Raw genomic sequence first — 14,361 nt, 5'->3', positions numbered from 1 at the left:
CTCTGGATGTCGGGGATCGCGACGTTGACGATGAAGAAGTCGAGGGTGGTGATGAAGATGCCGACGAGCAGGACCAGCAGGCCGGCGGCCGGTGCGGCGTGCGCGGGCGCGCCGTCCTGCGGCCGCCGGGCCGCCTGCGGTGTCGCGGTGGTGGACAAGGGATCTCCCCGGTTCGTTCGTCTCGGTGCGTGCACCATGACGATCTCCCGCGGGCGGTCATCGGGTCGATGACGTCAGGGGTAATGCGGCAGGTGACGATGAGGCCGCAACTCAGGCTGCCGAATAGGTGACCACCAGGACTATCCAGCAGGCAAGCCTGCTCGGTGAGGACGGCGAGGAGCGACACCCCACGCCGCCACCGGAGATGAGGAAACAGCTGATGACGTACACGACGACACTTGACGGGACCCGCATCGCCTACCAGCTCCGGGGCAACGGAGCGCCGCTCGTCCTGCTGGCGGGCCAGGCCAACAACCATCACTGGTGGGACCCGGTCCGCTCCGACTTCCATCCCGCCCGCAGCACCATCACGCTCGATTACCGCGGCACCGGCGACAGCGACAAGCCCGACGCCCCCCACACCACCGAACTGTTCGCCCAAGACGTCATCGCCGTCCTCGACGACCTCGGTATCGACCGGGCCGACATCTATGGCACGTCCATGGGCGGCCGTGTAGCCCAGCAACTCGCTGCTCGTCACCCTCACCGAGTCAGCGCCCTGGTTCTCGGCTGCACCTCACCCGGCGGTCCGCACGGCATCGAACGTGACAACGACGTCCGCCGGGCCTTGGCCCAGTCTCACGCCGGAGCCGCGCGGCAAGCTTTGCTGGAGCTCATGTACACACCCCGCTGGCTCTCCGACCACCCCGGCCCGCACCACACCCTCGGCGACCCTCGTATGCCCGCCCACTCCCGGCGCCACCACCTCGCAGCCAGCAACCGCCACAACGCCTGGGACCTCCTGCCCAGCATCAGTGCACCCACCTTGGTCCTCCACGGAACCGATGACCGGCTCAACCCTGCCGCCAACGCACCCCTGCTCGCCGACCGGATCCCTGGAGCCCGACTCCACCTGATCCCCGACACCCGCCACGCCTACTTCGAGGAAGCCCGCGCTCAGGCCAGCCCCATGGTCTTGGACTTCCTCACCACCACCTCGCATCGGCGGTAGGGAACGTGGCAGGCGATCCGCCGCTCAACGGCTGCGCCCAGTGCGTCGGCAAAGCGTCCTGGGCGAGGCGGGCCGCATGTCCAACGAACTGGTGCGATACGAGGGTCTGCAGCGGCTCCAATGTGGACAGCGCGAGGTCCTCGCAGAGCGCGGCCTTTACGCGGACTGCGAGAAATGCACCCTCGACGTGGTCGGGCATCTGCGCCTGGCTGCCGGAAAATACCCCGATGACCCACGCCTGGGCTGGCTCATCGGCCCGCTGGGAATGGCCGCGCCTATGTCCCCCGAGCAGCGTGCCGAGTGCAGCGTCGGGCTCTTGAAGGTTCTCGCCAAGTCCGGGCCGGTCCTGGAGAGCGTGACCGTCCCAGTCCGGTTCGTGGTCGGTAACGGGTGCTCACATGGGTCTTACGCAGGGAGCGGCCCTGCCGGGGGACCGGGTGGTCAGAGCAGCGTGTTGATCGCGGTCGACAGTTGGCTGAGGTGGTTTTCGTCTCGTCGGTAGTGGGTCCATTTGCCGATGCGGGTGGACTGGACGAGCCCTGCACGCTCGAGTGCGGCCATGTAGGAGGAGACGGTCGACTGGGCCAGTCCGGTCTTGGCCTGGATGTGGCTGACGCACACGCCGACGGTCTGCCGGTCCGCGATGGGCTCGTAGTCCGCGAACTCATGGTCCGGATCCCTGAGCCATCGCATGATCTGGAGGCGGACGGGGTTCGCCAGCGCCTTGAAGGCCTCCAGCATCTCCTCGGATTGCCAGACCGCCACGTCGCTCATGAGTAAGACCCCCTAAGTCAAGTCGACATACTACGGTATCTCGATAGAAGCTGATCGCCCAACCCCTGGGCTGGCGGCACCATGGCCACTGAGCCCTCAGCGGGACGTTTGCCAGCCTCGTCGAATGACGCGACCCGCCGCCGGCTGGTGGGCCGGCGGCGGGTCGGACGGTGGCGTCGAGGTCAACCGGCGATGGTGGCCGGCTGTGCCGCCTTGTCGGACGGTGCGCTTCGAGGGGAAGCAGGGGCCTGCTGCCGGCCGCGGAGGGTCCCGGCGGTCAGGACCGCGAGTCCGGTGAGGGTGATCGCGGCACCGACCCACAGAGGTGAGACGAATCCGTAGCCGGCGGCCAACGCCAGCCCGCTCAGCCAGGCGCCGAGGGCGTTGCCGACGTTGAAGGCCGCGATGTTGGCGCCGGAGGCCAGGATGGGGGCGTCCTGGGCGTACCGCATGGTCCGCAGTTGCAGGCCGGGCGCTGTGGCGAGTCCGACGATGCCGAGCAGGAGCAGGGAGACCAGCGTCATCGGCTTGCTGTGCGCCGTCAGAGCGAAGAGCGCCAGCACGGCCGTGATCAGTGTCAGGAGAGTTGCGAGGGAGGTGTTCAGCGCCCGGTCCGCCAGCTTGCCGCCCAGGTGGTTGCCCGCGAAGGTGCCGGCGCCGTACAGCACCAGCAGCCACGGCACGGTGGCGGTGGCGAATCCGGTGACGTCGGTGAGGGTGAAGGCGATGTAGGTGAACGCGCCGATCACGCCGGCGAAGGCCAGCACGCTGGTCGCCAGGGAGACCCAGACCTGGGGGCGGCGGAACGCGCCGAGTTCGCCGCGCAGGTCCACCCGGGCGGGCGCGGGGGTGACCGGAACCAGAAGCCGGATGCCGGCGAGGGTGAGCACGCCGATGATGGTGAGCGCCCAGAACGTCGAACGCCAGCCGAGCTGCTCGCCCAGGAAGGTCCCGGCCGGAACCCCGACCACGTTGGCCACGGTCAGGCCGCCGAACATCAGCGCGATGGCGCTGGCCCGCCGGTTGGGGGCGACCATGTCGGCGGCGACCACCGAGCCGACGCCGAAGAACGCCCCATGGCACAGCGCCGCGACGATCCGGCCCGCCATCAGCACCGGATAGGCGGGGGCGAGGGCGGAGATCAGGTTGCCCACGATGAACAGCCCCATCAGCGCCAGCAGCACCTTCTTGCGATCGAACCGGGCGAGCGCCGCGGTCAGTGCGATCGCGCCGACCGCCACGCTCAGCGCGTACCCCGAGACCAGGTATCCGGCCACCGACCCGCTGACGCCGAAGTCCGAGGCCACCTGGGGCAGGAGACCCACGATTCCGAACTCGGTGAGCCCGATGCCGAAGCCTCCCAGGGCCAGGGCGAGAAGCCCGATAGGCATGACAAACCTCCATCATTCGATGCGTCCGCGTCGACCGCGAACACATCGAAGTATCGCAAAAAAGCGATACGAGATCAAGTGGGCGACGCACGATGAACGGTGCCGGCGCCACCACCCGGGCCGACAGCGGCACGCCCTCCTCGCGCCCGTGGCCATCGAGGGCCACGGGCGCGCCGCGCTCGAACGTAAGGCTCGCTGCATCAGGGACTACCGTCCCTGAAGGCGGGCTTTAGACAACACCCCCGTTGACGCGTATGTTCTGGCCGGTCACCCAGCTCGCCCCGGGCGAGGCGAGAAACGCGACGACGTTGACGATCTCGTCGGGCCGCCCGATGCGGCCCATCGACGTCATCTTCTCCAGGCTCTCGATGAACTCGGGCGGGCGTGTGCGGAACTCGGGGGTGTCGGTCGGGCCGGGGGAGACGACGTTCACCGTGATGCCGCGTTCGCCGATCTCCTTGGAGAAGACCCGGGAGAACTGTTCCAGCGCGCCTTTCGCTCCGTCGTACAGGCCGTAGCGCGGGAAGAACAGCCCGGTGGTGTGCGAGGAGATGTTGATGACGCGTCCCCCGTCGCGCATGTGCCGTGAGGCGAGCTGCATGGCGAAGAACGGCGCGCGGGCGTTCACCCGAAAGCTGTGGTCGAACTCCTCCTCGGTGATCTGGGCCATGGGCTTGAGGACCGCCAGCACGGCGTTGTTGACGACGATGTCGATCCCACCGAAGGCGTCGGCGGCGGCCTTGAAGAGCGAGCCGATCTGCTCGGTGTCCCCGACGTCGGCGGGGACGGCAAGGGCCTTGCCGCCCCCGGCCGCGTGCACGCGTTCCACGACGCCCGCGGCCTCGGCGGACTGTCCAGGCAGGTGGTTGACCACGACGTCGGCGCCCTCGGCGCCCAGCCGCACGGCGATGGCTGCGCCGAGGCCGGTCGCGGCGCCGGTGACGATCGCGACCTTTCCGTCCAGTGATGTGCTCATGCTCGCCGTCCTCTCAGACGATGCCGTGGCCGCTGACGGTGGTCTCGGGAACGTCCTCGCGAAGGTCCCAGTGCTCGACGATCAGGCCGTCCTCGATGCGGAAGACATCGACGACAGCGGTGCCGCGATGCCCGGGCTCCGCGGTGAACAGGCTGTGCACGAAGACCAGATCACCCTCAGCGGCGAGCCGGCGGATGTCGAAGCGTGCCGCGGGAAGTTGTTCGCGGAGCCCGTCGATGAACTCGGCGAGGGGCTTGCGCCCGTCCGGCAGGTTGGGGTTGTGCTGAATGAGATCTTTGGCAAGGAACCGCTCGGCCTCTTCTGTGCGGCCCTGGTTCCATACGAACTCGATGTAGTCGCGTACCAGCTTGGACATGATGTTCTGCCTTTCAGTGAGTGGTGGGGACGGAAGTCTCGGAGATAGGGCGCGCGGCGCCGCCGGCCGTCCGGCGAGCGGCGGCGACATGGGCGGCCAACGCGAGCGCGAGCGGCAGCAAGGCGACGGCCGAAAGCGGGCGGGCGCCGAAGCCGGGCAGCAGTCGGCTGCCGAGCAGGCTGCCGAGGCTCATGCCCAGCTAGCGGGCCGAGGCGTTCAGCGCGAGCAGGATGCCGCGCCGTTCGGGCAGGAGGTCTACAAGCGGCGCCTGCTGCGGTGACATGAAGACCGCGCTGCAAGGCCCGAAGGGCGAACGCCGCCATGCCGAGGAGGAGCGACCGGGGGACGAGGGTCAGCGCGGTGAACACGAGCATCAGCCCGGCCACCGGGACGGCGATCGTTCGCACACCGCCGAGCCGCTCGAACATTCGAGGGCCGGCCATGTTGCCGGCCATTCCGATGGCGCCGAAGACGAACAGCACGAGCGAAACCGTGTTCTGCGACGCCCCGAAGCGGGCGACGAGGTAGGCGCCGACGACGCCGTACACGGTGAACTGCGCGGTCAGCACCATCAGAATGGTCGTCAGGATCGGCAAGGCGCCCGGCGTAAGCACCACCCTGCCGAAGCCCCGCGCGGTCGGCGCAGGAGCAGGCCCGAGCGGGGGCAGTAACCACCCCAGCATCGCCGTCGCAGCGGCGGTGAGCACGGCGACGCCGGCCATGGCCCAGCGCCAGCCGACCGCGCCGCCTACTGAGGAGACCAGCGGGACACCGAGCACGGTTGCGGCGGTCATCCTCGCGAAGACCGTGGCCAGTGCGCGGGAACGGCGCTCCAGAGGAACGATCGCGGAGCCGGCGGCGGAGGCGGCCGGCCTGTAGACGGCCGCACCGAGCCCGGCCACCACGCGGAAGGCCGCGAGAATCGCGACGGCGGGGGCCAGCGCGCTGCCCGCACCGAAGACGATCAGCGGGGCGAACCCGAGGAGCAGCAGCCGCCGGCGTGGCATCCGGCCGAGCACGATGGCGGCGAGCGGCGCGGCGAGTGCGAAGACGAGCGAGAAGACCGTGACCAGAGTGCCGACAATGGCCGGCCGGACGTGCAGGTCGTGGGAGATCGGGGCGCTCAGCCCGATGACGGCCAGGGAAGCCGCGCCCAGTGCGAAGTAGCCGAGCGACAGCGCCGGTAACACAAGTGCCGAGGTGCGCACGACTCCCCCTTTCACTACGGTGCAGTGGTTCCTGGCGGGCTCGCGACGGACAGCCGGAGACCGTGGGGTGCCTCGTCCTTCCGGTGCGAATGTCCGCGAGCCGTTGTGGAGGAACGGCGGCACTACCACCGGTGTCCGCATGGGAACAATGCTGGCCGGACCGTCGGAAAGAGCACAGTGCCGGGTGTCATCGGGATCTTGTGCATTTCGCACGGCCGTGCGGAGCTATGAACCCGGAGGTGCGGTGTAACCCGGGTCCTCACCGCCGAGGACAGGCACCTTCTGCGGGAGGTGCTGGCGGAACTCCTGTCCCTCGAGGGCGGCATCACGGTGGTCGCCCAGGTCGCCGACGGAACGGAGATCGTCCCGGCGGCGGAGCGGCACTGGCCCGATGTGGCCGTCATCGACGTCGACCTGCCCGGCCTGGACGGCGTCGCAGCCGCGGCCGCACCTGCGCGAGCGGCTCTACCTCGGCTCAGCGGCCGCCAAGCTGAACGCCCGCAACCGGGTCGACGCCATCCGCATCGCTACCGAAGCGGGGTGGATCTGACCGGAACTCCACCGTCAGCTCGAATCTCCCGCCGGGACGCCGTCCGGCCCGCACGGAACCGCCGGTGCGTTCGGCCAGGTTCGCCAGGCCGTTCCCCGGTCCGGGCTCGGCGCCCCGTACGCCGTCGTTGGCGACGTGCAGTCGGATGACCTCCCCTGCCCGGATGATGCTGATCTCGCACTTAAGGGCGCGGCTGTGCCGCAGCACGTTGGTGACGCTCTCGCGGAGCACCGTCGCGAGCGCGGTGTCGACCTCGGCCGGAAGCGGACCCGTCTCGATGCGTGCGTCGGTGGCGATGCCGGCCGCCGACAGCGCCTGGAGCACCGAGTCCAGTTCGCGGCGTAGCCGCAGCCGGATCCGGCCGCTGGCGATGGAGCCGAGCTCGCCTCGTGCTCGCTCGACGAGTTCGAGGAGGGCGGCCTGCTCCGTCCGCGCTCTGTCCGGGGAACGCTTCATCAGACGAAGGACCAGTTCACTCCGCAACGCGACTGCCGACAGGCTGAAGCCGAGGACATCATGCAGGTCCCGCGCGATTCGCGCGCGTTCCCTCGCGACCGCCTCCGCCGCGAGCTCGTGCCGGGCTCGCTCGAGCAGTACGACCAGGTCCGCGAGCCGGGACAGGCTGTACACCGCCCACGCAAGGATGAGGTCGGAGATGAGCGAGGACGCCATCACCGATGCGGAAGGCACCGGCGGGGGGAAGAAGAACGCCACGCCGTGCAGGGCGAGCATCCCCGTGGCGATCAGCCACGAGCGTGGCGGGCGGGCCCAGGCGAACGCCGCGCCGATGAAGAACCCCCAGACGGCGCCGAGCGAACCCCAGACGAGCACGAGGAAGCAGCCGGGCCAGGCGATCGGGACCGCGAACAGGCCGGCCAGCGCCAGCCGGATGCCTGACGGCCGCCCCATGATCAGGACGATGAACCCGGTGACCAGCGGCGCGAAGAGGAGCGTCCACCGCGGATCGCCGCCCGGGCGGAAGGCCACGTTCACCAAGGTCTTTGCGCCCTGCAGGACGAGCACGCCGAGGAGCGCGCGCCGGGCGAGCCGGGAGGACCTGACCGGCGCCGCCCCGTACACCGGCCCCGTGTTGTACTCGCTCGCCGTCGCCCGGATCCGTGCCAGCGTGCGCCGCGCGACCTCGGCCGCCTCCCGCACCTCGGCGGCCGCTCCACGGTGGAGCAGATCCGCGATCGCGCAGAGTTCGCGGTCCACCGTCCCGCGCAGCTCGCCGTCGACCCGGAGCCGTTCGTGGATGGTGGCCAACCGGGCCCGCTCCCCGCGCGCGGTGTGCAGCCGGCTCACCATCTCGGCCAGCGCGTACAGGCTGAAGACGATCACCCCGTCGATCCCGGTGGCCGACACCCGCCAGAACCAGGCCGTGACGTCCTCGCCCTGCAATATGCCTCCGGTGGCGGTCGCGACCAGGACGAGCCCGGCCAGCGGCCAGGCGGCCCGTGCCGGGAGGACGCACAGCAGCGCCGCCTCGACCGTCCAAGGCAGCCAGTCCCAAGCCGTCCCCACCACGGCGAACGGCAGCAGCGCCAGGACCACTACCGCACCCAGCAGCAGGTATCGGACGTGAGTGCGCCATCGGCGCAGCAGCATCGCGACCAGCGGCGGATACGACGCCGCAGTAAGCGCCATGGCTTCCACCGAGACATTCCCAGACACCCAGCTGAGCAGGCGAATGGTGATCAGGAGCCCTAGGGCCAGCCACAGCATGCCCCGCGCGATCAGCGGTGGTAGTTCTCTTGCGCTCCCTGACAATCAGGCACACCCGCAAATCACGATCACCGATCCAGCCGCATGGAGTCGGGCATGGTTCCAAGTACAGTGTCGGAACTTGCGACTCTGGCCACTGGAAACGGCGGCAGGCCTGGCCCCATGGTGGGGCCGCGGCGCTGCGGTCCAAGGGGCCGCAAGGACGCGCACGGCTGCATGAGACGCAGTTCGCGCGGCTGGAATCCGGATTGGCCAGCCGGCCAGGTAGTTACTTTTCGGTCGCGGCTCAGGTGCGAGACCCGTCGAGATGAGGGCTCAGCGCGGCGGGCGAACGCTCTCCCCTCACTACGTTCTGCAGGATGTCGGCGCTTCGCGTGGATCACGGCTTGAGCCGGTAGTGATAGGTGTGCGAGACACGGAATCCGACGCGGTCGTACATTTGGCGCGCCGCGTAGTGCTCATGGTCGTCCATGACCTGCAGGTACATATCGCCTGCACCGCGCGCTGCGGCCCAGCGGGCACCGACGTGCAAGATCGAGGTGGCGATGCCTTGGCGCCGGTAGCCGGGGTGGGTGGCCATGCAGAAGACTCCGCCGCAGCCGGGGGCGGCCACTATGAGCCCCACACCGACTGCACCTACGCCGTGTTCCACGCTGAGGTAGGCGGCGGGGCCGGGCACACGAGAGAGGACCTGGTCCGCTGTTTCCCGGCTATTCTCGTGGCCGTCTAGGGCAACGTATGCGTCCAGCCAATGGCGGGTTGGGCGCTCCGTGAGGGTCACAGCAAACGATGCAGAGGGATGGGATTGGATGATTACGGTGCCGGTCGGTGCGACGCAGACTCTAGTCGCCGCGTCCCGCCGATAACCCCGCTCGGCAAGCAACGCGTCCAGATCGGCGTGCTCCTCTGCGGGGGCCACCTGAACGGCGATGGGCATCCCACGGTCCCTATAAAAGTCCTCCACGCGAGATAGAGCCGCCAGTAAGGCCCTCCCTTGCGTCAGCGGCAAGGCGGAGTTCGACCGGCGGCGCGGTACGTCCGGCGTATAGCGCAGCAGCCAGCCCTCCTCCTCCCGGCTCTCGACGGCGGGCCAAGCCGCCGCCGCGTATTGCTCGATCAACCGCATGTCGACCAATGTGTGTCTCCTTGTTCCATCGGATCTGGGAGTTCAGCGCCCGGATGCTGCGAGGTGGGCCGGGGGACCGCATACGCGGGGTTGCACCGACGGACGCTGACAGAATGGCGCATGGAGATCATCAAGGTCTCCAACGCAGTTCTTCACGAACTTGTTAGGAGGGCTGGACGATTGGATGACGACACACGTCGTCGTCCTGATCTTGGTCGGCACCCGTGAAGGGTGCCTCGAGATCAATGCAGCCCCCGGTGAGATGGATGTCTCACCGCCTCCCACTCGCATCTACAGGAGGCGCGCCCTTGCAGTTGCTTCTCTGGTGAGGCTCCTCGAGTGGCAACCAGATATCTACCCGGAGACCGCCAGATGTCGCGTGCGTCAACTCGATGCCGCCATGCATCGCAGACATCATCGTCCGGGCTATGTGCAGGCCGAGTCCAGTCCCGGGAAGGTCTCCCGTCCTCGCGGAGCGATAATAGGGCGTAAGCGCCTGTTGTAGTTCGTTCTCAGAAAGGCCGGGCCCTTCGTCGGCGATTGTGATCACTCCGTGCTCGCGCTCCACGTGAATCGTGATCGAGACCTTCCCCTCGGGGGCGTACTTCTCGACATTGCCGAGAAGCAAGAACAAGCACTGCCGAAGTCGAACCGGGTCACCGCGTACAGCGATCCCCTGTTGCTCGGAGACCAGCGACCGGCTCGCCACTGACGGGACGCTTTGCAGTGTTCGGTGCAATAGTTGTGATATGTCGATGGGTTCGTGCGTTGCAACTGGTCGAATGGAGGAGGAATCGGCGTTGATCGCCATCGTCAAGTCGGTGATGGCGCGCTCCATCAGTTCCACCGCATCTTGAATGGCATTGATGGATTCTTTCGCCTCCGCCTCGGCGCTGGTGTCATCGAGAAGTTGTGCGTGTCCGCTGATCGCAGCGAGGGAGCCGCGTAGTTCGTGGCGCGCGGAGTCCAGCAATAAATGCCGCATGTGGGTCAGTTGGCGTATGGTCGACTGCTCGATGAGCACCGCGGCGAGTAGTCCGTCAGCGTATGGACCCGTTGGCGTGGAGACTGAGATTTTCACCCACAGCGAACGGCCAGTCCGAGTTGTGAGTCTGACGGTACCGCAGCGCATCTCAGTGAGATCCACTGCCTCGCCGGCGTCGTCCGTCAGCGCGAACAGGTCGGTGACGTGTCGGCCGACGGCGTGGGTGGCCGGAGTTCCGACCAATTTCGCTATCGCTGTATTCCACACTGCCACCCGGCCGGACGGCTCTATCGCCACGATGGCGATGTTCGAATGGTCGATGATCGAGTCCAGGCGGGAGCTCTTCTTCTGCAATTCATGCGCCGTCTGGGCATTCGCCCAGAACACGCCCGGCGCTCGCGCTACGTTCGGCACCGCTTCGCGAAGCAGACGACCGACCCTCCAGACGGCAAGATGAACTTTGCTCAGATGAGTCCAGCCGAGCCGGATGTATCCGGCATCACGCCCGTCTGGGCGAAGAGGAGTATAGAGCCCCGCCCGCCAGCCTTCTGGGAGCATTCGCCGACGGATGACACCAGGTGCCTCAGAGTGCGCCGGGGACTTGAAGTCGCCAAGATGCTCCAGGGGAGAGCCATGATGTGTCGCACTCTCTGCCGAGATCTCCATATAGATCGGGCCAGAGGGCAGGCTAGCGTGCAACCACAGCCGATCGGCCCTCATACCCTGGCACAGGTTCTGGGCGAACGAACTCAGCGTCGCGGCGTTCAAGGGTCTTTTCGCAGTCAGGCGGGAGAGTTGGAGCAACCCTTCGGCTGTGTTGAGTGCAGGCTGCGCGGCGAGGGGGACTCGGCGGCCCAAACGATGCGCACCGGCGGGTAGCAAGGCCAGCGCTACCCGGAACGGCTGACCAGTGTCCAACGACGCAAGTACCGCGGCTGATGCGCCGACGACGACGCATGCCGCTCTGACCAAGCCGCTGCAGATCAGGCCCCCGTGCGAGGGCCAGTCTGTGACTGTATGCACCAGCATGGCCACCAGGGTCAGAGTCGCCATGTCGCCGACCATGCCGTATAAGGCTCTTTTTTAACGTCGCCAGAGCGCCAATCGGGCATCAGATGGGGCGGTGACACGTGCCGGTGGTCAATGTGTGAATCCCACATCCCTCTTCCATTCTTGCATCAGGCGGATCGGCTGGACGGGCCTTTTTGTTCATTGCAGAGAGAGCGCAAGAACCGAATCAAGTTAGCCGGTGAGGCCTGGTCGTTGTTCGGTGATCTGTCGCTGTGGGGGTGAATGACGGGCCCGGGTGGATCTCGTCGACCGGACCACCGCTGTCCACTCCTGCGATAACTGCGCCGCGGATCGCCGTCGATCTCGCGACAGTTCGTGGCGTGCGGCTCAGGCGCGCCTTTGGGATCTATCGTGATCGAGGGAGGCTTGTTCAAGAGTGGCGCTGACTGCCTTGCGGTGACACATGCTGTAGAACGCCCGGGCGCCGTTCGTCACCGGCCTGGCGATGTCCACGCACTCCGCGAACCCGAGTTCCGGTGCTTCGAACGGTTCGCGTTGGGCCGATCTTAGATAGCGGACACGGTCCGCGAGGAGGGAGAAGTAGCCGAGATTTCGCTCAAGTAGCAGAGGGTCGGTCGTCTCGCCATGCGAGGGCAGGACGATCGACGGCTTCAGACCTCGAAGGCGCCGCAGTGACAGGCACAGCCGCCGCAGATCATCGGCGTGGGCGCTCGTCACCTCCGGGATCGGGTCTTCGGCTGCGTCGCCGGCTATGCAGAGCAGCAGTTCGGGGATCCACACCGCGATGTGGTCGTCTGTGTGGCCCGGCGTGTGGAGCAGATGGAGTGTCAGGTCGCCGCCCTGCAGGGTCAGGGTGTCGGTGAACGTGACCGTGGGCTCGACGAGCCTCACACCGGCGAAGCGCTGCTCTGCGGTGGCCTTTTCCTGCAGGACGGCAGTGGCCTGGGGGGAGTTGAGCCGGGCGCCGGCGGCTGCGTGGGCGATGATCGGGGCACGGTCCCCGACCGCGGCGTTGCCCCAGACGTGGTCCCAGTCGGCATGGGTGTTGACCACCACCAGCGGGCGGCCCCGCAGGTCCGGCTCGAGTTCGCGAAGAATCGCCGTGCAGAGTTCCGGCGTGCTCAAGGTGTCGATGAGCGCGACGAACCGGTCGGTGCGGATGGCGAAGGCGTCGACCTCGTCCCTGACACGAAAAATCGAGACTCGGTCGTCGAGTCCGTTGAGGGCAACGCGCTCAACTGCAGGCGTGACCGTGCTCACGAGGATCTTCCGATCTCGATCGTGTGCGTTGCAATGTTGTCGAGGTGGAGCTTGAGGTACTTCATGAACGGAGTCCCTCCGGTCCCGGTGCTGCTGGAGTTCGCATCGGACTTCTGGCCCTGCCGGTGCACGTAGGCGGCCGCGTAGCGCAGGTGGAGATGGTGGAAGCTGCGCAACGCGTCGATGCACTCGTTGTATGCCTCGCATGCGGCGCGCGTGCGCCAGGCGAGCACCGCACCGCGGATGTCGGCGCGCGAGCCCGCTTCTTCGATGAAGGCACGGTGCCCGCGCGGCATGTAGTCGCGCAGGGAGAACATGTAGTCGTTCAGAGGGTCATCCTGGTGCTCAATGCCGAGCGCCGTCGCCAGGAACGGAATGATGGCGCTCTGCGCGCCGGTTTCACCGCTGAACTGCTGGGGCTTTCCGCCGTACTCCACAACCCCCTCGTACACCAGGCCCTCGGGAAAGGCCGGATTGTTCTTCGTACCGAACAGGAAGCGGCGGACGCGGTGGTAGTAGACGTACGGGTCGCAGCGTTCGGGCATACGGTCCAGGGTGTGCTGCATGGCGCCCAGGCTGGCTGCCACCTCCCGGAGTCGCTCGGCGAGGAGTTCGGCATCGCCGGCGAGCACAGCGTCCTGGGCTCGGATCATGGCATTGAGGCCTGGCGCGGCGGCGGCTTCGATGGCCACGTGCACCATGACGAACCAGTCGTCGTCCATGCCGCCGAGGAAGTCCTGAAGCCGGGTCAGGTTCCCGAGCGCTACGGGGCCCGATGAGTCGAAGCGTCCCCAGTTGTGGAACTGGTGCGAAGCGTAGGACAGGATCGGCGGGCGCCCGAGGCGTGTGGCGACGGCGTGCCAGGGCAGGGCGATGCTGGCGGGGAGGACTTGGGCCGGCGGGTCGGTGTCGTTGAGGTAGCCATGGGCGAAGTAGGAGAGCAGGAGCATCGCCCGCTCCAACTCGGCGGTGGTCCGCAAGCCGGCGATGTCCAGCTGCGGTACGTCCCGCAGGAGGTCCCGGCCGCGTCCCATGACGAGGTGCTTGGGCAAGGCCGCACCTATCTCATCCCACTCCGCGTACTCCGTCGGCAGGCTGCGCAAAGGATCGGTGCCGGGAAGGAATCCAAGTTCGTCGTCGAGGTCGTAGTCGGCCAGCCGGATACCAGTCATGTCACATACGCCCCTTCTGCGGCGTCCTTTTCGGTGACGCTACAGCGGAAGTGGGCATGAGAAAATGGCCACTATGCAGTGATATGAAGTGTCCACTTCGGGGATCGGCCCAGGTCACGAGTCCGGCCTAGTCTCCCGCCATGACTAGTCTCCCGCCATGACCACGCCGAGCAGACGGCTGCTGATCCTGCCGTCCTCCTTCCTCGTCGACCATCTCACGGACCGGATGACCCATGTCGATAGCTCCTGGTACGCGGTTGTCCGCGCTCCCGAGGGGCTGACCGTTATCCGCAGGACGCCGGCGGACTCCCGGCAGGAAGACGAGCGCTGAATCGGACTGCACGGCGACGACCCGCACGACCTTGACGTTCCCGGCATGCTGGCCGCAACGCCACCGGTGTGCCGTGGTGGGACCTGCCCGAGCGGTACGGCAACTGGAATACCGTCTATGAGCTGTATCGGCGGTCCGACAAGGCCTACAGCTCAGCCGCGATCCGCCGATCACTGCGGGTCCGGGGAATCGCCGCGACCATTCCCGAGCTCGCTGATCAGAAGGCTGGACGCGCTGCAGCGGACGCCTCAAGCAATGGCGCGGCATCGCCACCCGCTCCGACA

At 67.4% G+C, this 14,361-nt stretch carries 12 protein-coding genes and 2 pseudogenes; 3 read left to right on the top strand and 11 right to left on the bottom strand.

The features are described 5' to 3' along the window. Positions 1 to 379: 379 nt before the first annotated feature. On the top strand, positions 380 to 1,171 hold the full coding sequence (locus tag F9B16_RS11605; RefSeq protein ID WP_151540017.1) for an alpha/beta fold hydrolase: 792 nt from the start codon (positions 380 to 382) through the stop codon (positions 1,169 to 1,171). Between the two features lie 441 nt (positions 1,172 to 1,612). Here the strand turns inward: F9B16_RS11605 and F9B16_RS11595 are convergent, their stop codons facing one another. From F9B16_RS11595 to F9B16_RS54120, 6 genes and pseudogenes are all read right to left on the bottom strand, one after another. Further along, positions 1,613 to 1,945 carry an ArsR/SmtB family transcription factor gene (locus tag F9B16_RS11595; RefSeq protein ID WP_225991558.1) on the bottom strand — a complete coding sequence of 111 codons (333 nt, stop codon included), beginning with the start codon at positions 1,943 to 1,945 and terminating at the stop codon, positions 1,613 to 1,615. A 182-nt stretch (positions 1,946 to 2,127) separates the two neighbouring features. Then, a complete protein-coding gene (locus tag F9B16_RS11590; protein WP_151540016.1) occupies positions 2,128 to 3,336 on the bottom strand; it encodes an MFS transporter in 1,209 nt (402 codons plus the stop codon). 229 nt (positions 3,337 to 3,565) lie between these two features. After that, positions 3,566 to 4,312: an SDR family oxidoreductase gene (locus tag F9B16_RS11585; protein ID WP_151540015.1), complete on the bottom strand. Its 747-nt coding sequence runs from the start codon at positions 4,310 to 4,312 to the stop codon at positions 3,566 to 3,568. 13 nt (positions 4,313 to 4,325) lie between these two features. After that, positions 4,326 to 4,688 carry a nuclear transport factor 2 family protein gene (locus tag F9B16_RS11580; RefSeq protein ID WP_151540014.1) on the bottom strand — a complete coding sequence of 121 codons (363 nt, stop codon included), beginning with the start codon at positions 4,686 to 4,688 and terminating at the stop codon, positions 4,326 to 4,328. A 13-nt stretch (positions 4,689 to 4,701) separates the two neighbouring features. Beyond that, positions 4,702 to 4,881: a hypothetical protein gene (locus tag F9B16_RS52605; protein ID WP_225991561.1), complete on the bottom strand. Its 180-nt coding sequence runs from the start codon at positions 4,879 to 4,881 to the stop codon at positions 4,702 to 4,704. A 175-nt stretch (positions 4,882 to 5,056) separates the two neighbouring features. After that, positions 5,057 to 6,037 (bottom strand): annotated as a pseudogene (locus tag F9B16_RS54120) (MFS transporter); the annotation flags it as partial. Positions 6,038 to 6,187: 150 nt separating this feature from the next. Between F9B16_RS54120 and F9B16_RS53555 the strand changes: the two are divergent. Further along, a pseudogene (locus tag F9B16_RS53555) lies at positions 6,188 to 6,280 on the top strand (DNA-binding response regulator); the annotation flags it as partial. Between the two features lie 91 nt (positions 6,281 to 6,371). On the opposite strand, the gene F9B16_RS11565 reads toward F9B16_RS53555, so the two are convergent. The 5 genes from F9B16_RS11565 to F9B16_RS11545 all read right to left on the bottom strand — a co-directional run bounded on the left by F9B16_RS11565 (position 6,372) and on the right by F9B16_RS11545 (position 13,746). Beyond that, a complete protein-coding gene (locus tag F9B16_RS11565) occupies positions 6,372 to 8,171 on the bottom strand; it encodes a sensor histidine kinase (RefSeq protein WP_192808733.1) in 1,800 nt (599 codons plus the stop codon). A gap of 379 nt (positions 8,172 to 8,550) precedes the next feature. Beyond that, positions 8,551 to 9,297 carry a GNAT family N-acetyltransferase gene (locus tag F9B16_RS11560; protein WP_151540012.1) on the bottom strand — a complete coding sequence of 249 codons (747 nt, stop codon included), beginning with the start codon at positions 9,295 to 9,297 and terminating at the stop codon, positions 8,551 to 8,553. Between the two features lie 271 nt (positions 9,298 to 9,568). Next, positions 9,569 to 11,335: a sensor histidine kinase gene (locus F9B16_RS11555; protein ID WP_192808732.1), complete on the bottom strand. Its 1,767-nt coding sequence runs from the start codon at positions 11,333 to 11,335 to the stop codon at positions 9,569 to 9,571. 345 nt (positions 11,336 to 11,680) lie between these two features. Then, complete coding sequence (locus F9B16_RS11550; protein WP_151540010.1) at positions 11,681 to 12,574, bottom strand: MBL fold metallo-hydrolase; 894 nt, start codon at positions 12,572 to 12,574, stop codon at positions 11,681 to 11,683. Beyond that, a complete protein-coding gene (locus tag F9B16_RS11545) occupies positions 12,571 to 13,746 on the bottom strand; it encodes a PrnB family protein (RefSeq protein ID WP_151540009.1) in 1,176 nt (391 codons plus the stop codon). Before F9B16_RS11545 ends, F9B16_RS11550 begins: the two co-directional genes overlap by 4 nt. Positions 13,747 to 13,903: 157 nt before the next feature. On the opposite strand from F9B16_RS11545, the gene F9B16_RS50810 reads away from it, so the two are divergent. After that, complete coding sequence (locus tag F9B16_RS50810; protein WP_192808731.1) at positions 13,904 to 14,077, top strand: hypothetical protein; 174 nt, start codon at positions 13,904 to 13,906, stop codon at positions 14,075 to 14,077. Positions 14,078 to 14,361: the final 284 nt, after the last annotated feature.

Source organism: Actinomadura montaniterrae, assembly GCF_008923365.1.
Classification (GTDB): domain Bacteria; phylum Actinomycetota; class Actinomycetes; order Streptosporangiales; family Streptosporangiaceae; genus Spirillospora; species Spirillospora montaniterrae.
This window is presented reverse-complemented; position numbering and strand designations above follow the sequence as displayed.